This is a genomic window from Duganella rhizosphaerae, assembly GCF_040364205.1.
GTDB lineage: Bacteria > Pseudomonadota > Gammaproteobacteria > Burkholderiales > Burkholderiaceae_D > Rugamonas > Rugamonas rhizosphaerae.
The window spans coordinates 523596-543906 of sequence record NZ_BPWK01000002.1; the positions used below are offsets into that span (position 1 = coordinate 523596).

The 20311-nt window shown below is 62.5% G+C and carries 13 protein-coding genes; 11 read left to right on the forward strand and 2 right to left on the reverse strand.

Annotation, left to right across the window (positions count from 1 at the left end):
• Positions 1–7: 7 nt before the first annotated feature.
• A complete protein-coding gene (locus tag RUGAMON1_RS32800; protein ID WP_510167296.1) occupies positions 8–385 on the reverse strand; it encodes an aggregation-promoting factor C-terminal-like domain-containing protein in 378 nt (125 codons plus the stop codon).
• A gap of 250 nt (positions 386–635) precedes the next feature.
• Here RUGAMON1_RS32800 and RUGAMON1_RS06200 point away from each other — a divergent pair, with 250 nt between their 5' ends.
• The 11 genes from RUGAMON1_RS06200 to RUGAMON1_RS06250 all read left to right on the forward strand — a co-directional run bounded on the left by RUGAMON1_RS06200 (position 636) and on the right by RUGAMON1_RS06250 (position 19854).
• Complete coding sequence (locus RUGAMON1_RS06200; RefSeq protein WP_445229672.1) at positions 636–1661, forward strand: glucokinase; 1026 nt, start codon at positions 636–638, stop codon at positions 1659–1661.
• Positions 1662–1982: 321 nt separating this feature from the next.
• Entirely contained in the window at positions 1983–2762 is a 780-nt protein-coding gene (gene scpB, locus RUGAMON1_RS06205) for an SMC-Scp complex subunit ScpB (RefSeq protein WP_116993387.1), read from the forward strand.
• A complete protein-coding gene (locus RUGAMON1_RS06210) occupies positions 2749–4995 on the forward strand; it encodes a pseudouridine synthase (RefSeq protein ID WP_445229673.1) in 2247 nt (748 codons plus the stop codon). Before scpB ends, RUGAMON1_RS06210 begins: the two co-directional genes overlap by 14 nt.
• Before the next feature lie 353 nt (positions 4996–5348).
• Entirely contained in the window at positions 5349–5837 is a 489-nt protein-coding gene (gene rimP, locus RUGAMON1_RS06215; RefSeq protein ID WP_445229885.1) for a ribosome maturation factor RimP, read from the forward strand.
• Entirely contained in the window at positions 5834–7399 is a 1566-nt protein-coding gene (nusA, locus tag RUGAMON1_RS06220; protein WP_116993389.1) for a transcription termination factor NusA, read from the forward strand. Before rimP ends, nusA begins: the two co-directional genes overlap by 4 nt.
• A gap of 46 nt (positions 7400–7445) precedes the next feature.
• Positions 7446–10316 (forward strand): translation initiation factor IF-2, encoded by a 2871-nt coding sequence (gene infB, locus RUGAMON1_RS06225; protein ID WP_445229674.1) that lies wholly within the window; start codon positions 7446–7448, stop codon positions 10314–10316.
• A gap of 90 nt (positions 10317–10406) precedes the next feature.
• A complete protein-coding gene (rbfA, locus tag RUGAMON1_RS06230; protein WP_116993391.1) occupies positions 10407–10823 on the forward strand; it encodes a 30S ribosome-binding factor RbfA in 417 nt (138 codons plus the stop codon).
• A gap of 13 nt (positions 10824–10836) precedes the next feature.
• A complete protein-coding gene (truB, locus tag RUGAMON1_RS06235) occupies positions 10837–11760 on the forward strand; it encodes a tRNA pseudouridine(55) synthase TruB (protein WP_445229675.1) in 924 nt (307 codons plus the stop codon).
• A 190-nt stretch (positions 11761–11950) separates the two neighbouring features.
• Entirely contained in the window at positions 11951–13783 is a 1833-nt protein-coding gene (gene typA, locus RUGAMON1_RS06240) for a translational GTPase TypA (protein ID WP_445229676.1), read from the forward strand.
• Between the two features lie 574 nt (positions 13784–14357).
• A complete protein-coding gene (locus tag RUGAMON1_RS06245) occupies positions 14358–17474 on the forward strand; it encodes a TonB-dependent receptor (RefSeq protein WP_445229677.1) in 3117 nt (1038 codons plus the stop codon).
• A 142-nt stretch (positions 17475–17616) separates the two neighbouring features.
• Positions 17617–19854, forward strand: coding sequence for a DUF3141 domain-containing protein (locus RUGAMON1_RS06250; RefSeq protein ID WP_445229678.1), 2238 nt, complete (start codon positions 17617–17619; stop codon positions 19852–19854).
• Here the strand turns inward: RUGAMON1_RS06250 and RUGAMON1_RS06255 are convergent, their stop codons facing one another.
• A complete protein-coding gene (locus RUGAMON1_RS06255) occupies positions 19855–20310 on the reverse strand; it encodes a GNAT family N-acetyltransferase (RefSeq protein ID WP_445229886.1) in 456 nt (151 codons plus the stop codon).
• Position 20311 lies beyond the last annotated feature (1 nt).

A 20311-nucleotide genomic window follows, 5' to 3' on the forward strand; every position in this document is an offset into this window, starting at 1 on the left:
CTCATGGCTAGTACCAGTGGTGTTTTTGCCAGAATTTTCGGGCCCTGGATGCGCTGTGGTAACGCTGCCTGATATATCGTATCCCTCCCTGGCATTCTTCCACTCCATCGCCGAACGAATCTGTACCGTGAGGATTGAGCTCATAGTTGTTTCTTAAGAGTTGAAACAACCCCCGTGCCGAAGAGTGGGGGTTGCGCGCACCGACTTCGCCACTGGATTCCTGCGCCATGATCCATAAAAGGTCCTGAAACTGAGTTGTTGGAACGTCTTCCAACCTCATTGCCTCGCGCAGAGCGCTTTTAGATGATTCTGGGACCACAGATATATTGCGCTCCGACGTATCCCCGTGTGCAACTCTTTTCTTGCGTGTCGCGTGCTTTGTCATGGTAGCCCTCCCTCGAAAAACAATGCAGACTCCAGATTGTGTGCATTTCTCCCTGTCGGTTTTGAGCGGGCGCAACCGTTAAGCTATCGGCGATATTGCTTATAAAAATCGTAGTCATACTACGCAAAAAAAATTCTAATTTGTAATTTCATGTGGCAAAGCTGCTGCATGTGTACTAAAACTACAAACTTCGCTTGCCTCGCTGAGTGAAAATACCTTAAGCTTAGGCCTCAACTATTTTCGATCTATCATGACAGCTCAGTCTCTCCAAACGCCTCCCTCCCTGACCACTGCTTTCCCTGGTGGCCCGCGTCTGCTGGCGGACATCGGCGGTACCAACGCGCGCTTTGCGCTGGAGACCGCCCCGGGCAAGATTGAGGCGATCGAAGTATTGGCTTGCGCCGCATATCCAACCCTGGCCGCCGCCCTGGTTGCCTATCTGGCCTCGCCGACCGTAGCCCAGGCCGGCGTCACCGGCATCCGGAATGGCGCGATTGCCATCGCCAATCCGGTCACCGGCGACATGGTGCGCATGACCAACCACCACTGGGAATTCTCGATCGAGGCGCTGCGCCGCGAAGTCAACTTCGACATCCTGGTCGTCGTCAACGACTTCACCGCGCTGGCGAGCTCGCTGCCGCAACTGTCGGCAACCCAGAAACACCAGGTCGGCGGCGGCAACGGCATCGCCGGCACCCCGCTGGGCCTGATCGGCGCCGGCACCGGCCTCGGCGTTTCCGGCCTGATTCCGGGCAAGGACGGCTGGACCGCTTTGCTGAGCGAAGGCGGCCACGTCACCTTCTCGCCGGCCAATGCCACCGAAGTCGCCATCCTGCAATATGCCTGGAAAGAATTCGATCACGTGTCCGCCGAACGCTTGATGTCCGGCGCCGGCATCGAACTGATCTACCGCGCGCTGGCCGACCACACCGACATGCCGGCCGAAAAGCTGAGCGCCGCCGAAATCTCGCGCCGTGCGCTGGCCGGCGAATGCACGCTGTGCGACGAAGTCATCGAAGCGTTCTGCTGCATGCTGGGCACCGTCGCCGGCAATCTGGCGATCACCCTCGGCGCGCAGGGCGGCATTTATATAGGCGGCGGCATCGTCCCGCGCCTGGGCGAGCGTTTCGACCGTTCCGGCTTCCGCGCCCGCTTCGAAGCCAAGGGCCGTTTCTGCCATTATCTGTCCGAAGTGCCGACCTGGGTCATCACCGCCGAGTACCCGGCATTTGTGGGCGTTTCCGCAATCTTGTCGGAAAGACTTGCTGCCGCGTAAGCCAAGTTACATTTCGATGACGGCGAAATGCGCTTTTTGCCGTTTTATCAGGTACAATTCGGCTTGTTGGATGAAATGTCTTTGATCGGTCACGTGTGTTTTCGCCCGAAAACTGCGCTCCCCGGCCACGTTTCACGTAGAAAGCAAGGGCCTCGGCCATTGCCGGCATGTCTCTCTCTCCCGCCTGGCGCACATCGGCCCAGGCGTCGGAAAAACAGCTTCAGCGAGTTATACCAGCAGGCAGCATCATCGATGCCGGCCATTGCCTCACTGAATGTGATTGAATTCTTTCTTGCATGAAAATGCAACCACAAGATTGTTATGGATACAGCAGAGGCTAAAAGAGTCCTCGAAACCGCCTTGCTATGCGCTCGTGAGCCATTGTCGATCCACAGTCTGAAGAAGCTGTTTGTCGAGGTGGATGACCAGGACAGGCCGCGCGGACCCGGAGTCGGTTCCGATACGATCAAGGAATTGCTCGAAGAATTGCGGCTGGACTGGGCCGGCAAGGGTGTTGAAGTGATCAGCCTGTCGACCGGCTGGCGCTTCCAGAGTCGCCCCGAGATGAAGTTGTACCTCGACCGCATGAACCCGGAACGGCCGCCCAAGTACTCGCGGGCGACGCTGGAAACACTGGCGATCATCGCCTACCGGCAGCCGGTGACGCGGGGCGATATTGAAGAGATACGCGGCGTAGCCGTCAATTCGCAGACGATCAAGATGCTGGAAGACCGTGGTTGGGTAGACGCCATCGGTTACCGCGACGTCGTCGGCCGCCCGGCATTGCTGGGCACCACCAAGCAGTTTTTAGATGATTTGGGCTTGAATTCGCTGTCCCAGCTGCCTCCTTTGCAGCAAATCAGCGATACGCAAGGCGGTGGCCCGGACATGGCCGCGCTGGAAGCGGCCTTGCAGGAAAACTTTGACAAGGCGGCACACAATGCCGCGCAACAAACAGATGGTACGGATAGCGAGTTGCCAGTGGCCGAAGCAGAAGCCGCGACTAGCCCGGAAGCCGGCCACGAAGCACAAACACAACCCGCGCCCGATGTAACGGTTGACGCTGAGCACAACCAAGAAACGAATAATGAACAATCCTAATTCCCCAGAGACAGTCAACGACGTAGTGCCGGCCGAAGTGGCCGCCAAGCCTAAGCGTCGCACCAAAGCCCAGATCGAAGCCGATACGGCAGCCGCCGCGTCCGGCGATGCGCCAGTCGCCGCCAAGGCCAAGCGCAAGCCCAAGGCGGAAGCCGACGTCGCCGCCGCCGATGCGCCGGCCCCGGTGAAGAAGCCGCGCGCCAAGCCGGCCGCCAAGTCGGTCGAGGCCGTCGAAGCCGCGCCGCAAGCCGCCGCGCCTGCGACAGCCGAAGCGCCAGCCAAGGCCCCGCGCGCCAAGAAACCAGTTGCCGCGCCGGCAGCAGACGCCGCGCCGGCAGTGCAAGCCGCCCCGGCCGCAGCCTCGGCTCCAGCAGTTGAAGCGCAAGCCGCTCCTGCTGAAGGCGAACGCGCAGCGCGCGGTCCGCGCGGTCCGCGTGGCCCACGCCAGATGCGCGAGCAACGCGCCGTGCGTGAAGCCCTGATGCCTCCGCGTCCTGAGCCGGCAGCTACGGCCGAAGGCGAAGCCGCTCCCGCAGTCGACGGCGCAGCGCCGGCCGAAGGCGGCAAGCCACGCCACGAGCGCGGCCCGCGTCCCGACGGCCAGCGCAACGGCAAGCCGCCGCATGCCGGCGGCGGCAAAGGCAAGAACGGCAAGCCGCAACGCGGCGGCCCGAACGCCGGCGGCGTCAAGCCCAACGATGCGGATGCCGCATTCTCCTATGTCACCTCGGACGCCTTCGACAGCGACGAGCCGGCCAAGGGCCGTCACGCCGCGCCGAAAGTGGTGCGCCGCGACCTGACCTCGGACGACGACGCGCCCAAGCTGCACAAGGTCCTGGCCGAAGCCGGCCTGGGTTCGCGCCGCGACATGGAAGACCTGATCGTTGCCGGCCGTGTGTCGGTCAACGGCGAGCCGGCCCACATCGGCCAGCGCATCCTGCCGACCGATGCCGTGCGCATCAACGGCAAGCTGATCCAGCGCCGCGTCAGCAAGAAGCCGCCGCGCGTGCTGGTGTACCACAAGCCGGCCGGTGAAATCGTCTCGATGGACGATCCGGAAGGCCGCCCATCGGTGTTCGACCGCCTGCCGACCATGAAGGCCGGCAAATGGCTGGCCGTCGGCCGCCTGGACTTCAACACCGAAGGCCTGCTGCTGTTCACCACCTCCGGTGACCTGGCCAACCGCCTGATGCACCCGCGCTACCACATCGACCGTGAGTACGCGGTGCGTACGCTGGGCGTGCTGGAAGAAGGCATGCGCCAGAAGCTGCTGGCCGGCGTTGAGCTGGAAGACGGCCTGGCGCAATTCACCAAGATCGCCGACGGCGGCGGCGAGGGTATCAACAAGTGGTATCGCGTGATCATCGGCGAAGGCCGCAACCGCGAAGTGCGCCGCATGTTCGAAGCGATCGGCCTGACCGTGTCGCGCCTGATCCGTACCCGCTACGGCGCGATGAGCTTGCCAAGCAGCCTGAAACGCGGCCGCTGGGAAGAGCTGGAAGAGAACACCGTGCGCGACATGTTGAGCGCGTACGGCGTCGACAAGAAGGGCAGCGATGCCCCGGTCGCGCCGCGCGCCAAAGGCCCGCAGCAAGCCAAGCCGGCGCAGAACAAGGGTCCGGAAAAGCGTCCGCAGCGCGGCCGCGACGCCGAGCGCGACGACCGCGATTTCGACGACGACGAGGATGATCACGACGAACCGAACTTCAACCGCGCCGACGTCAGCAATGACAACGCCATGCCATTCGCCAAGGTCCCACGCGGCAATGGTCGTGGTCAGGGTGGCTTCGGTGGCGGCCAGGGCCGTCCGGGTGGTGGTGGCCAGGGGCGCCCGGGCGGCGCCCAGGGCAGCGGCCGTCCAGGCGGCAATGGCAATGGTCAGGGCCGTCCGGCCGGCGCGCAGACCTCCGGCCGTCCAGGCGGTCGTCCGCAAGGCATCGGCGGTTACGCCGGCGGCCGTCCGCTGGGCGAAGGCCCGGCGCGTCCGCAAGGCCAGGGTGGTCGTCCGCAAGGCCAGGGTCGTCCGCAAGGCGGTCAGGGTGGCCAAGGCGGTCAGGGCGGTCAAGGTGGTCAGGGCGGCGGTCAATCTGCCAAGGGTCCGAGCCGCGGTCCGCGTCAGCCGGATCCGTTGCAAACCACCTTCGGTTTTGGTAACGCCAGCGCGCCGCGCCGCAACCAGCCACCGCGTGGCGGCGCCATCGATCATGGCATGCCGCGCCGCCGCAAGGGTTAATTGCCGGCCTTACCCCGCAAGGCGATGACGCCGCGGGGTCTGACCCCAAGCGGGGTCAGACCCCTGTTGCGCAGTGCGGGGTAAAACGCCGCATCGCCCCTGTTTTCGGGGCTTGTAGCCGTTTATGAATTGTTGTAAGCCTGCTTTTCCGCCCCGTGCGGCATTGCAGCGCAGATCATATAAGGTTATAATAACCAGCCTAGTAAAAGTTCTTCTCGGGTTACTTCCCTAAGAATGCTTTCATCTGGCTGGTATTACAAGAAGATGGGCAGATGCCCATTTTTTTTTTGGTGAACCGTTTTGAACGGCCTGTTTTTAATAAGTTGGAAACAGGCCTTGATTTGGAGAATTTCTTGCAGCTGCCGGATTTAATTGAAAAGACCGTCGCCGGTCTGGGCTATGAGCTGGTTGATGTCGAACGGGCCGAGCGCGGAGTGCTGCGCGTGTTTATCGATTTCACCGCCGCCGATGCCGAAGAAAAAGGCCCGATCACCGTAGAAGATTGCGCTACGGTCAGTCACCAGCTGTCGCACGTGCTGACGGTCGAGAACGTGAATTACGAGCGTCTCGAAATCTCGTCGCCAGGGCTGGATCGCCCGGTGCGCAAGCTGGAAGATTTCGTGCGCTTTGCCGGTTGCGAAGCAATCGTCAAACTGCGCACCGCGATGCCGGGTACGAACAACCGGAAATCGTTCCAGGGGATTCTGCAAGAACCCCAGGGCGAAAATTTGTCGTTGGAATTTGAAGGTACTGATGGTCCGGCGCTGTTGGAGTTTACGCTCGCCGATATGGATAAGGCACGCTTGGTGCCACAGGTGGTTTTTAAGGGACGCAAAGCATGAGTCGCGAAGTTTTGTTATTGGTAGACGCGCTGGCGCGTGAGAAAAACGTCGATAAAGATGTGGTTTTCGGCGCGTTGGAGTTCGCGTTGGCGCAAGCCACGAAGAAACGCTATGAAGGTGAAGTCGATATCCGCGTTTCGATCGACCGCGAGTCGGGTGAGTTCGAATCCTTCCGCCGCTGGCACGTCGTGCCCGACGAGGCCGGCCTGCAACTGCCGGACCAGGAGATTCTGCACTTCGAAGCCAAGGAACAGATTCCGGACATCGAAGTGGACGACCACATCGAAGAACCTATCGAATCCGTCGAATTCGGCCGCCGCTTTGCGCAAGACACCAAACAGGTCGTCCTGCAGCGCGTGCGTGACGCCGAGCGCGAACAGATCCTTGTGGACTTCCTGGAGCGCGGCGACTCGCTCGTCACCGGCACCATCAAGCGCATGGAACGCGGCGACGCGATCGTCGAGTCGGGCAAGATCGAAGCCCGCCTGCCACGCGACCAGATGATCCCGAAAGAAAACCTGCGTATCGGCGACCGCGTCCGCGCCTTCATCCTGCGCATCGACCGCAATATGCGCGGCCCGCAAGTGATCCTGTCGCGCACCGCTCCAGACTTCATCATGAAGCTGTTCGAGCTGGAAGTGCCGGAAATCGAGCAAGGCATGCTGGAAATTAAATCGGCGGCGCGCGACGCCGGCGTCCGCGCCAAGATCGCCGTCTACACGGCCGACAAGCGCATCGACCCGATCGGCACCTGCGTCGGCATGCGCGGTTCGCGCGTGCAGGCCGTGACCGGCGAGCTGGGCGGCGAACGCGTCGACATCGTGCTGTGGTCCGAAGACCCGGCGCAATTCGTCATCGGCGCGCTGGCTCCGGCCAACGTTTCGTCGATCATGGTCGATGAAGAGAAGCATGCGATGGACGTCGTGGTCGACGAAGAAAACCTGGCAATCGCCATCGGCCGCTCCGGCCAGAACGTGCGCCTGGCTTCCGACCTGACCGGCTGGAAGATCAACATCATGACGGCCGAAGAATCGGCCGACAAGGCAGCCCAGGAAACCGCGGCGGTGCGTGCACTGTTCATGGAAAAACTGGACGTCGATCAGGAAGTCGCCGACATCCTGGTGGAAGAGGGCTTTGCCAGCCTGGAAGAAATCGCCTACGTGCCGATCTCCGAAATGCTGGAAATCGAATCGTTCGACGAAGATACCGTCAACGAACTGCGCACCCGCGCCCGTGACGCCCTGGTCACCGAAGCGATCGCTTCGGAAGAAGGCCTGGAAGGCATGGACGAGGCGCTGGTCGGTCTGGAAGGCATGGACCGCGTCACCGCCGGCAAGCTGGGCCTGGCTGGTATCAAGACTGTAGAAGCATTTGCTGCACTGGCTTACGACGAATTTGGCGCCATTTTGGCCCTGTCCGCCGACCGTGCACGAGAACTGATTAAGAGTGAATTTGAAGATGTGACCGACGATGAGATGAAGTTGGTTGACTCAAAGTACGACGATCGTGCCAAAGGCTTGCAAGCCAAGGCATGGAGTCTTGCCGAATCCGCAAAGGCTTAATTTGAGTATCTTTATCATCTCCGCGACACATAGAAAAGAGGACTGAATGGCGAGTAACAACGTAGCCCAATTTGCCACCGAACTGAAGATGCCTGCAGATTTGCTGCTGACGCAGCTGCGTTCTGCCGGCGTCGAAAAAAGTTCGACGTCAGATCCATTGTCGAAAGATGATAAGGATAAGCTGCTTGATCACTTGCGCCGTACCCACGGTGCATCGGCTGATACCGAAAAGAAGAAGATCACGCTGACGCGCAAAGAAACCACTGAAATCAAGCAGGCCGACGCCAATGGCAAGGCCCGCACGATTCAGGTCGCTGTGAAGAAGGTACGCACCTTCGTCCAGCGCGACGAGCCGGTCGCCGCCGCGCCGGTGGCGCCTGCCGCCCCGGTGGTCGACGCCGCCGAAGTCGCTCGCCGTGAAGAAGAAGCACGTAAGCAAGCAGAACTGATCGCACGTCAGGAAGCGGAACTGCGCGAGAAGCAGGAGCGCCTGGCCAAGCTGGAATCGGAGAAGGAAGCGCAAGCGAAAGCCACCGCCGCCGCCGAAGCCGAAGCCAAGAAGGAAGCCGACTCCGAAGCGAAGAAAGCCGCCGCCAAGGCTGCTGCCGCCGCGACCGCCACCGCTGCCGGCGCTGCGCCGGTTGTGGCCGATGCCGCCGCCGAAGAGAAGAAGAAAGCCGCTGCCGACGAAGCCAAGAAGAAGGCTGCCGCCGCCGCCAAGGAAGCCGCCGACAAAGCGGCCGCCACCGAGCTGGCGCGCAAGGCCGTGGCTGACGAAGTCGCCCAGATCAAGGCCATGATGAACGCGCCGCGTCGCGCCATCAAAGCCCCTGAACCAGCGCCTGCGCCGGTCAAGGCCAAGGTTGCCGAAGGCACGCTGCACAAGCCGGCCACCGGCGCCGTCGCCAAACCGGGCGACAAGCCTGGCGACAAGAAGCCTGTCACCGCGGACAAGAAGTCGATCAAGTCGGCCAACGTCTCGTCGACCTGGCAGGACGACGCCAAGAAACGCGGCGCACCTGGCAGCACCGCCAACAAGGGCCGTGGCAACACCGGTTCCGGTGGCCGTGACGGCTGGCGCAGTGGCGGCAAGGGTGGCGGCCGTCGTGGCTCGCACGCCGATGACCGCGAAACCAATTTCCAGGCGCCGACCGAAGCCGTCATCAAAGACGTCTACGTGCCGGAAACCATCACCGTGGCCGAACTGGCGCACAAGATGTCCGTCAAGGCCTCCGAAGTCATCAAGCAACTGATGAAGCTGGGCCAGATGTGCACCATCAACCAGGTGCTGGACCAGGAAACCGCGATGATTCTGGTCGAGGAAATGGGCCACAAGGCGTTCGCCGCCGAGATGGACGATCCGGAAGCACTGCTGGCCGACCAGGGTGAGCACGCTCACTTCGAATCGCTGCCGCGCGCACCGGTCGTTACCGTCATGGGTCACGTCGACCACGGCAAGACCTCGCTGCTGGATTACATCCGCCGCGCCAAAGTGGCGTCGGGCGAAGCCGGCGGCATTACCCAGCACATCGGCGCGTACCACGTCGATACGCCGGGCGGCATGATCACCTTCCTCGATACCCCAGGTCACGAAGCCTTCACGGCCATGCGTGCCCGCGGTGCGAAAGCAACCGACATCGTCATCCTGGTGGTGGCGGCGGACGACGGCGTGATGCCGCAGACGAAGGAAGCGATCGCCCACGCGAAAGCGGCCGGCGTGCCTCTGGTTGTCGCGATCAACAAGATCGACAAACCGGGCGGCAACGTTGACCGTGTAACGCAGGAACTGGTTGCCGAACAAGTGGTGCCGGAAGAATACGGTGGCGAATCGCCATTCGTGCCGGTATCGGCCAAGACCGGCCAGGGCATCGACGCCCTGCTGGAACAGGTGCTGCTGCAAGCCGAAGTACTGGAACTGAAAGCCCCGATCGATGCGCCTGCGCGCGGTCTGGTGGTCGAGGGACGTCTGGACAAGGGCAAGGGCCCGGTCGCGACCATCCTGGTGCAATCCGGTACGCTGAAGCGCGGCGACGTGATCCTGGCTGGCTCCTCCTTCGGTCGCGTTCGTGCGATGCTGGACGAGAACGGCAAGTCGATCAACGAAGCCGGTCCTTCGATCCCGGTCGAAATCCAGGGCCTGACCGAAGTGCCGCAAGCCGGTGAAGAAGTCATGGTCATGGCTGACGAGCGTAAAGCCCGTGAGATCGGCCTGTTCCGTCAAGGTAAGTTCCGCGACGTGAAACTGGCCAAGCAGCAAGCCGCGAAGCTGGAAAACATGTTCGACCAGATGGCCGAAGGCGAAGTGAAGAACCTGCCGCTGATCATCAAGACCGACGTGCAGGGTTCGCAGGAAGCGTTGGTCAGCTCGCTGCAGAAACTGTCGACTTCCGAAGTGCGCGTACAGGTTGTGCACGCAGCGGTCGGCGGCATCACCGAATCGGACGTCAACCTGGCGGTGGCCTCGAAAGCGGTCATCATCGGCTTCAACGCCCGTGCCGATGCACAGGCGCGCAAGCTGGCCGAGTCGAACGGCGTGGACATCCGCTACTACAACATCATTTACGATGCGATCGACGAGATCAAATCGGCGTTGTCGGGCATGTTGGCACCAGAGAAGCGCGAAACCGTTATCGGTCAGGTCGAGATTCGCCAGGTCATCCTGGTCTCGAAAGTCGGCGCGATTGCCGGTTGCCTGGTCACCGATGGCGTGGTCAAGCGTTCGTCCTCGGTACGCCTGCTGCGCGACAACATCGTGGTGTGGACCGGCGAGATCGACTCGCTCAAACGCTTCAAGGACGACGCCAAAGAAGTACGCGCCGGCCTGGAGTGCGGTCTGTCGCTGAAGAACTACAACGACATCCAGGTGGGCGACTCCCTGGAAGTGTTCGAAGTTCAGGAAATCGCTCGTACGCTGTAATCAGTTGCGATTAGAGTAGTTTTAACCGGGTGGACGGGAGCATACTTGCTACCGTCCACTTGGCGTTTATGGAAAGCAGTACCGTATATCATGGCTAAACATAGTAAAAACATACCCCAGCGCGGTCAGCGCGTGGCCGACCAGATCCAGCGCGACCTGTCCGAAATCATCGCCTACGAGCTGAAGGACCCGCGCGTCGGCATGATCACCATCACCGAAGTGCAGGTGACCCCGGATTACGCGCACGCCAAGATCTTCTTCACCATGCTGAAAGACAGCAAGGAGCAGGTCAAGAACACCGTCGACGGCCTGTCCGCCGCGGCCGGCTACATGCGCGGCCAGCTGGGCAAGCGCCTGCACATCCACACGCTGCCGATGCTGCACTTCGTGCACGACACCTCGACCGCGCGCGGCATGGAACTGTCCCTGCTGATCGACCAGGCCAACAGCACCCGCTCGCTGGACGACGACCAGGCGCCGGCCGAAGAGAACAAGGACGGCGAGTAAGCACGCTGCACCGATGAAGCAAAACCATCCTAAAAAAGTCCGCGACCTGGTCGACGGCGTGCTGCTGCTCGACAAGCCGGTCGGCTTTTCCAGCAACGATGCACTGATCAAGGCCAAGCGCGTGCTGAACGCCAAGAAGGCCGGCCACACCGGCACCCTCGATCCGTTCGCCACCGGCCTGCTGCCGCTGTGCTTTGGCGAGGCCACCAAGTTCTCGCAGGACTTGCTGGAAGCCGACAAGACCTACGAAACCACGGTGCACCTGGGCCAGACCACCGACACCGGCGACACCGAAGGCGAAGTCATCGCCAGCCACGACGTCAACGTCACGCTGGAGCAGATCCACGCCGTGCTGGAAAAATTCCGCGGCCCGATCGCGCAGGTGCCGCCGATGTATTCGGCCCTGAAGCGCGACGGCAAGCCGCTGTACGAGTACGCCCGCGCCGGCATCACGCTCGAGCGCGAAGCGCGCAACGTCATCATCCACAAGCTGGAGCTGGTGTCCTACGAGGCGCCGTTCCTGAAGCTGGTGGTCACCTGCAGCAAGGGCACCTACATCCGCGTGCTGGGCCAGGACATCGGCGAAGCGCTTGGCTGCGGCGCCCACCTGAACGCGCTGCGCCGCACCCAGGTCGGTCCGCTGACCATGGAAGGCATGCTGACCTTGGAACAGCTGGGCGCGCATGCAGCGCCGCTCAGCCTGCTGGCGCCGGTCGACGCGCTGCTGGCCAGTTTCCCGGCCGTGCAGCTGAACGCCGAGCTGGCCAAGCGCTTCCTCAACGGCCAGCGCCTGGCGCTGGGCAAGGAGCCCGTGGCTGTGCCGTCCGAACAGGGCAGGGTGCGCGTCTATCTGGACGACAAACTGCTCGGCACCGCCCAGCTGGGCGAGTACAGCATCCTGGCGCCGGAACGTTTGATCGCCTTCGTCAACCCCTAAAGCAAGGGGTCTGACCCCATACGGGGTCAGACCCCGGCCGTAGCGTTTTGCGGGGTACAAGCAACTCTTTGAAAATATTCAGGATTTCAGAGGGAGTTGCACCGCAACATGCTATACTACGCGGTTCCAGAAATTGGCCACTCCCGTACGTCATGTACGCACCCGCAGTTTTTCAGCAAATATAACGACCATGTCTACTACAAAACGCGCAATTCGTAATATCGCCATCATCGCCCACGTTGACCACGGTAAAACTACCCTGGTGGATCAACTGCTGCGTCAGTCCGGCACCTTCCGTGAAAACCAAGCGGTCGACAACCGTGTCATGGACTCGAACGACCTCGAAAAGGAGCGCGGCATTACGATTCTGTCGAAGAACTGCGCTGTTGAGTACGAAGGCACCCACATCAACATCGTCGACACCCCAGGCCACGCCGACTTCGGCGGCGAAGTGGAGCGCGTGCTGTCGATGGTGGACTCGGTTCTGCTGCTGATCGATGCGCAGGAAGGCCCGATGCCACAGACCCGCTTCGTGACCCGCAAGGCACTGGCGCTGGGCCTGAAGCCTATCGTCGTCGTCAACAAGGTCGACCGTCCGGGCGCACGTCCTGAGTGGGCGATCAACCAGACCTTCGAACTGTTCGACAAGCTGGGCGCGACCGATGAACAGCTGGACTTCCCGGTCGTCTACGCTTCGGGCCTGAACGGCTACGCCGGCCTGACCGAAGACGTGCGCGATGGCGACATGAAGCCGCTGTTCGACGCCATCCTGGAACACGTGCCGGTACGCGACGACAATCCGGAAGGCCCGCTGCAGATGCAAATCACGTCGCTGGACTACTCGTCCTACGTCGGCAAGATCGGCATTGGCCGCGTCAACCGCGGCACCGTCAAGGTCGGCCAGGACGTTCTGGTCATCAATGGCCCAGGCGCCACCCCGATCAAAGGCCGCATCAACCAGGTGCTGAATTTCAAGGGCCTGGAGCGCGTGCTGGTGAACGAAGCTGTCGCCGGCGACATCTGCCTGATCAACGGTATCGACGAAATCGGCATCGGTTCGACGCTGTGCGCGCTGGACACCCCGGATCCGCTGCCGATGCTGACCGTCGACGAGCCTACCCTGACCATGAACTTCATGGTCAACAACTCGCCGCTGGCTGGCCGCGAAGGCAAGTTCGTCACCTCGCGTCAACTGCGCGATCGTCTGGACAAAGAACTGAAAGCCAACGTCGCTCTGCGCGTTGCACCAACCGACGACGACACCACGTTCGAAGTATCGGGCCGCGGCGAGCTGCACCTGACCATCCTGATCGAAAACATGCGTCGCGAAGGTTTCGAGATGGCCGTATCGCGTCCGCGCGTGGTGTTCAAGATGGTTGATGGCGTGCGCCATGAGCCGTTCGAACAACTGAGCGTTGACGTCGAAGAAGCCAACCAGGGCGGCGTGATGGAAGAACTGGGCCGTCGTCGTGGCGACCTGCAGAACATGGAATCCGACGGCAAAGGCCGTGTGCGTCTGGAATACAAGATCCCAGCGCGCGGCCTGATCGGCTTCCAGGGCGAATTCATGACCCTGACCCGCGGTACCGGCCTGATGTCGCACGTGTTCGACGAATACGCGCCAGTGGACAACACCAAGGGCGAACTGGGCGGCCGTCGCAACGGCGTGCTGATCTCGCAGGACGACGGCGCCGCCGTGGCCTACGCCATCTGGAAACTGCAGGATCGCGGCCGTATGTTCGTGGTCCACAACGACCCGGTGTACGAAGGCATGATCATCGGCATCCACTCGCGCGACAACGATCTGGTCGTCAACCCGATCAAGGGCAAGCAGCTGACCAACGTGCGTTCGTCGGGTACCGACGAAGCAGTGCGCCTGGTGCCGCCTATCCAGATGTCGCTGGAATACGCCGTGGAATTCATCGACGACGACGAACTGGTGGAAATCACCCCGAAATCGATCCGTCTGCGCAAGCGCTTCCTGAAAGAGCACGAGCGTAAGAAGGCATCGCGCGAAGCGTAATCCCGCTTCCGTAGCAGTCCAAACCGCCGTTCTGGCGTGAAAGCCGCCCAGTGCAAACTGGGCGGCTTTTTGTCATTTCGGCCCTATGAAAGAGGCGATTTCAGGGAACGGTCCATCAGAGCAAAATTCAGCGACATGAGAAATCAATATATCTTTATGCGGCGGAAAAGCAAATTTAGTTAATATAGTTTCGCAAAAACCGGGATTTGCCTGCCCCATCATAGGGAGTTTTGCACCAAAATGGTGCGTTACAATATGACATAAAAATAAACGTTGTTTTGTTGATGAAACTCCGAGTGCGCAATTGACACTATTTTAGGCCACGTGGTTTTATCGAAGCTTGAGCTTGCCTTGCCAACCGCAAGCAAGCTTCAACGGTGGCGTCAAACAGGCGTTTCCGTGACTGGAAAAAAGTTGGGGCAAATATAAAACATAGCTGGTGGCGGTCGGACGTGCTCACCCACGTACCGGCCGTCAACCAAGCTTTTTTCAAATCGGAAAATCGGGAAATCACATGCTAAGAGAAACTGTTATCGCTCGCGCGTTAACCATTGCCTTTGGCACGGCGGTCGTCATGACCGGCGTGGTCCAGCCGGCCATGGCGCAGTCGAATGCCACGGGCACCATTTACGGCGTGGTCGACACGCCGGCCGGCGCCAGCATCACCCTGACCAACGTCGATACCGGCCTGAAGCGCAGCGTCGGCACCGAGGCGGGCGGCCGCTACCAGGTGACCGCGCTGCCGGCCGGCCACTACCGCGTTGAACTGAACCGCGACGGCAAGGTCGCGCAGAAGCTGGAGGTCGATGTGGTCGCAGGGCAGGGCGCCAATGCCTCGTTCACCGGCTCCCTGCAAACGGTGCAGGTGACCGGCCGCCGCGCCACCATCGACGTCTCCAACACCAACAACGGCGCCATCTTCACGTCCAAGGAGCTGTCCAAGCTGCCGGTGGCGCAGTCGCTGACCGCCATTGCGCTGCTGGCGCCCAACACCACCAAGGGCGACTCGGCCTACGGCAATACCGCCTCCTTCGGCGGCTCGGGCGTGTCGGAAAACGCCTTCTACCTGAACGGCTTCCCGATCACCAATCCGCTGAGCCAGCTGGGTTCGATGGAGCTGCCGTTCGGCGCCATCCAGCAAGCCTCGGTGCTGACCGGCGGCTTCGGCGCCGAGTACGGCCGTTCGATCGGCGGCGTGCTGAGCGTCACCACCAAGAGCGGGACCAACACTTGGGAAGGTGGAGCGACCTACAGTTTGGAACCGGCCAGCGCCCGCGCCGCGCGCAAGAACATCAACTACGCCGTGACCGGTGACCCGAACAACGCCGCAACCGATGGCAAGATAGACCTGCGCCGCGACAACCGCAGCATCTCCAACACCCAGTACGGCGCCTATTTGGGCGGCCCTATCATCAAGGACAAGTTGTTCATCTTCGTTGCCGGCGACCAGACCATCGGCAAGGATTCCTACGTGGGCTCGAGTTCGGTCACCAACGTGGCGACCATCGCGCAAAGCGGTTGGAACTACAACCGTTCGCAGGAAAACCGCTGGTTGGGCAAGCTCGACTGGAACATCACCGATGACCACCGCCTGGAATTCACCACCGCCGGGGACAGCTACCAGACCCGTTACCAGAAATACGGCTATACGCTGAACCCGAACAATCCCAAAGCTGCCGAACAGCTGGACGGCGTGCCGAACAGCCAGCTGTACTCGTCGGCCGTGGGCAAGAACCTGGGGCCCACCGATCCTGAGTTCCCGGGCACGCCGGGTTCGACGGTCAACATGCTGAAGTACACCGGCAACATCACCGATGACCTGGTGATCACCGGCCTGTATGGCGTGTTGAAGAGTCAGCACGGCGTCAGCTACGAGGCGCTGGGCGCGAACACCGGTACCGGCGGCGTGCCGCCCACCGTGTTGTACGGCTCGACCGCCAAGTGGCCTGCGCTCAGTTCCTCGCTCTACCGCAATTACAACGTCTTCCCTGGCTACATCAGCAGCCCTGGCGAAGATGAAGTGAAATCGGGCCGCTTCGACCTTGAGTACAAGCTGAACAACCACACGCTGCGCGCCGGTATCGACGCCAGCAACATCACCTCGTCGGCCGCTGGCCAGATCCGTAGCGGCGGTTCGTCGTGGTCGTACAAATACGTGGGCGATAAAAATGTCGGTCAGCCGATCAACCTGTCGGGCGGCCGTCCCGGCAACGTCGCCGACTTTGGCGGCTCGGGCGCCGCTGGCTACTATGTGTCGCAGTCGATCTTCAACTCGCTGACCTCGGCCTCGTCCAAGCAGTCGGCGCAGTACCTGGAAGACCGCTGGCAAGTGCGCAAGGACTTGCTGCTCACGCTGGGCATCCGCAACGACGCCTACAGCAACTCGACCGGCGACGGCGTCAAGTTCCTCGACATGAAGAGCGAAGTGGCGCCGCGCGCATCGGCGGCCTGGGACGTGTATGGCGACTCCTCGTTCAAGGTGTTCGGCAGCGCCGGCCGTTACTACCTGCAACTGCCGACCCAGGTGGCGGCCCGCGCCGCCAGCCGTTCGACGTACACCACCCAGGAATTCACCTACACCGGCATCGATCCGACCACCGGCGTGCCGTTGGGCCTGAAAGCGGTCAACACCCCGGTGTCGTCGGATGGTGAATACGGCCAGGCCAAGAACCCGCAGTCGGTGGTGGCCGCCGACCTCAAGCCGAACTACCAGGACGAGCTGACACTGGGCTTCGAAAAAGCCTACAGCCCCAGCCTGAACTTCGGCGGCAAGGTGACCTATCGCAAACTGGGCGCCGGCATCGACGACAGCTGCGACACCCGTCCGCTGCTGAAGTTCGCCGCCGACCATGGCATCGACATCCAGAACCAGGGCGCGGTGAACTGCTTCATCTACAACCCTGGCCGCGACGTCACGGTCTGGATCGATGGCAACGACGCGGACGGCAATCCCGTGGTCACCGGCAAGGGGCAGTTGGCGCACTTCACCGCCGCCGAAATCGGCGAGCCGAAGGCCGAGCGCACCTACGCCGCGCTGGACGTATTCCTGGAGCACCCGGCGCGCAACGGCTGGTATGGCCGCGTGAACTACACGCTGTCGCGCAGCAAGGGCAATATGGAAGGCCAGACCCGTTCCGATACCGGCCAGACCGACGTCGGCACCTCGGCCGCCTGGGACTTCCCGGAATTCGCGCCGGGCAGCAACGGCCTGCTGCCGAACGACCGCAAGCACCAGCTCAAGATGTACGGCTACTACGAGCTGACGCCTGAGTGGACCGTCGGCGCGTTCGCGCTGATCCAGTCCGGCCGTCCGGTGCTGTGCCTGGGCACCAACGACGCGGCCGACAACGGCTCCGATCCTGCCTATCCGCAGGGCCAGGAGTACTTCGGCCCAGGCTACGGCGCCGAGTACTACAACTGCGGCGGCAAGTCCACGCCACGCGGCAGCCTCGGCCGTATGCCGTGGGAAAAGCGCCTGGACCTGAACCTGGCCTACACGCCGCAGTTCATCAAGGGACTGTCGCTGAAGCTGGACGTGTTCAACGTGTTCAACAAGCAAGCGCCGATCACCACCAACGCCACCTATGACGATGGCGACAGCAGCGTGATTTCGTCGACCTACCGCGAAGTGCAGAACTACCAGACGCCGCGTTATGCCAAGTTCACGGTGGAGTACAACCACAAGTTCTAAGCCCGGCATCGCAGTCCGGCCCGAAACCGCAGCTCAGGCTGCGGTTTTTTTATGCGCCGCCGTGACGTGGGTTTCGTTTGCGTTTTCGTTGTCGCTAGGGTACTTTGACGCATGGCAGCATAAACCGCATGGAGGAAGTGCCGTGAGCGACGACAAGACCAACCCGTGGCCGCAATGGCCCGGCAATCCCTTTGCGCTGGCCCAGCAGGCGACCGATTACTGGGTCGACGCCTGCCAGCGCAGCGTACTGTTCATGGACGTGCTGCGCCAGCGCGGCGACGAGCGCAACCACCGCCACGAACAGATCGCACCGCATGTGCTGAGCTTTGACTTCGACACCATTCTTGACGGCCGCCACCTGGCGCGCCCGGTCAACTACGGCCTGCTGTACATCACGCCGCCGGACGGCGTCGCGCCCGATCCGCACAAGCGTCCCTTCATCGTGTTCGACCCGCGCGCCGGCCACGGCCCCGGCATCGGCGGCATGAAGCAGGACAGCGAGATCGGCGTGGTGCTCAAGGCCGGCCATCCCTGCTACTTCGTCGGCTTCCTGCCGCAACCGGTGCCGGGCCAGACCATCGAGGACGTGTGCCGCGCCGAGGCGCAGTTCATCGCCAAGGTGGCCGAGCTGCACCCGCTGGCCGACGGCAAGCCTGCGCTGATCGGCAACTGCCAGGCCGGCTGGCAGATCATGATGACCAGCGCCCTCAATCCCGACCTGGTCGGCCCGCTGGTGCTGGCCGGCGCGCCGCTGTCGTACTGGGCCGGCGTGCGCGGCAAGAACCCCTTGCGCTACTTGGGCGGGGTGCTCGGCGGCACCTGGCTGACGGCGCTGGCGGGCGACCTCGGCAATGGCATTTTCGACGGCGCGCAGCTGGTCGCCAACTTCGAGAAAATGAATCCGTCGAACACCTTGTGGAGCAAGAACTACAACGTCTATTCGAAGATCGACACCGAGGCCGAGCGCTTCCTGGAATTTGAAAAGTGGTGGGGCAACCCGGTGCTGCTGAACGCCGGCGAAATGCAGTACATCGCCGACTCGCTGTTTGTCGGCAACCGCCTGAGCGACGCCGCGCTGATGGACAGCAACGGCCACCGCATCGACCTGCGCAATATTAAATCGCCGATCGTGGTGTTCTGCTCGTGGGGCGACGACATCACGCCGCCGCAGCAGGCGCTGGGCTGGGTGCTGGACCTGTACGAGGACGACGCCGCGCTGGTGGCCGGCGGCCAGACCATCATCTACTCGATGCACCAGAGCATAGGCCACCTGGGCATCTTCGTCTCGGCCTCGGTGGCCAACAAGGAGCACGAGGAATTCACGGCGGCGATGGACATGATCGACGTCATGCCGCCCGGCCTGTACGAGGCGGTGTTCCTCGACAAGGACGAGGAAATGCTGCAGGCGGAAATCGCCTCCGGCGACATGTCGGCCGGCGACTACGTGATGCGCTTCGAGCGGCGCGGCCTGGACGTGCTGCGCGCGCTGGGCGGCAACGATATCGAGGACGAGCGCCGCTTCGCCACCGTGGCCCGCCTGTCGGAAATCAACACCGGGCTGTACCGTACTTTCGCCAGTCCGCTGGTCAAGGCCATGGTCACCGAATCGAGCGCCGAACAGCAGCGCGAGACGCATCCGCTGCGCATGCGCTACCGCATGTTCTCCAGCAAGAACCCTTTGCTCGACGGCATACCGGAGATGGCCGCCAAGGTGCGCGCCGAACGCCGTCCGGTGGCGGCGGACAACGTCTTCATGCAGATGCAGGAAGCGATGTCGCAGCAGATCGTCGATGCGCTGGACCGTTACCGCGACTTGCGCGACCAAGCCACCGAAAAAATCTTCCTCGACATGTACGGCTCGCCGTTGCTGCAGGCGCTGGTGGGTTTGCGCACCGACGGCGGCCGTCCGCGCCGCATCGGCCGCGACATCGCGCGCGAGGCCATGCTCAACGCGCACCGCGCGGCGGCGGCCTTGAAGACGGCCGAGGGCGGCGTCACCGAAGCCATCATCCGCGGCCTGCTGTATATCTACCGCAGCCCGGAAATGAGCGCCGCCGACGAGCGCGCCTTCGCCACCATCCGCCAGCTGCGCCTGCGCACCTCGGACGACAAGGAGCTCAGCGTCACCCACTTCAAGGCCATCTTGCGCGAGCAGTACCTGATGCTGCAGGTGGACGAGGAGGCGGCGGTGCGCGACCTGCCGCTGCTGCTGCCGGACGATCCGCACGCGCGCGCGACGGCGCTGGCCATCGTGCGCCAGGTGGCCGGCGCCACCGGCACGCTGACCGGCGACGGCGCCGTGCGGCTGGAGCGCATCGCGGCGATGTTCGAGACGCGTGCGCCGAAGCTGGCGGTGGTGGGCAAGAAGAGCAAGGCCTGATCAGCGGCTGAGCGGCTTGCGCATGAAGACGCTCAGCGGATCGTCCGGGTAATCGCCGTAGGGGCCGCAGCGCTGGAAACCGTGGCGCTCGTACAGGCCCAGCGCTTCCGGCTGGGACGGGCCCGATTCCAGCACCATCTGCGCACAGCCGTGGTCCAGCGCGGCCTGCTCCAGCAAGGCCAGCACGCCGCGCGCCAGTCCCTGTCCGCGCGATGCCGGCTGCACATACATGCGCTTGATCTCGCCGTATTCCGGCGTCAGCACGATGGCGCCGCAACCGACGATGGCGCCGGCGGCGTCGCGCGCCACGGCAAATTTGACGTGCGGCTGCATCAGCGACGGCAAATCCAGCGCGTACACGCTTTCCGGCGGATAGAGGCTCAGCTGATAGGCGTCGAGGTCGGCGATCAGGGCGATGACTTCGGGCTGGTCGGGGGATTCAAAGGCGATTTGCATG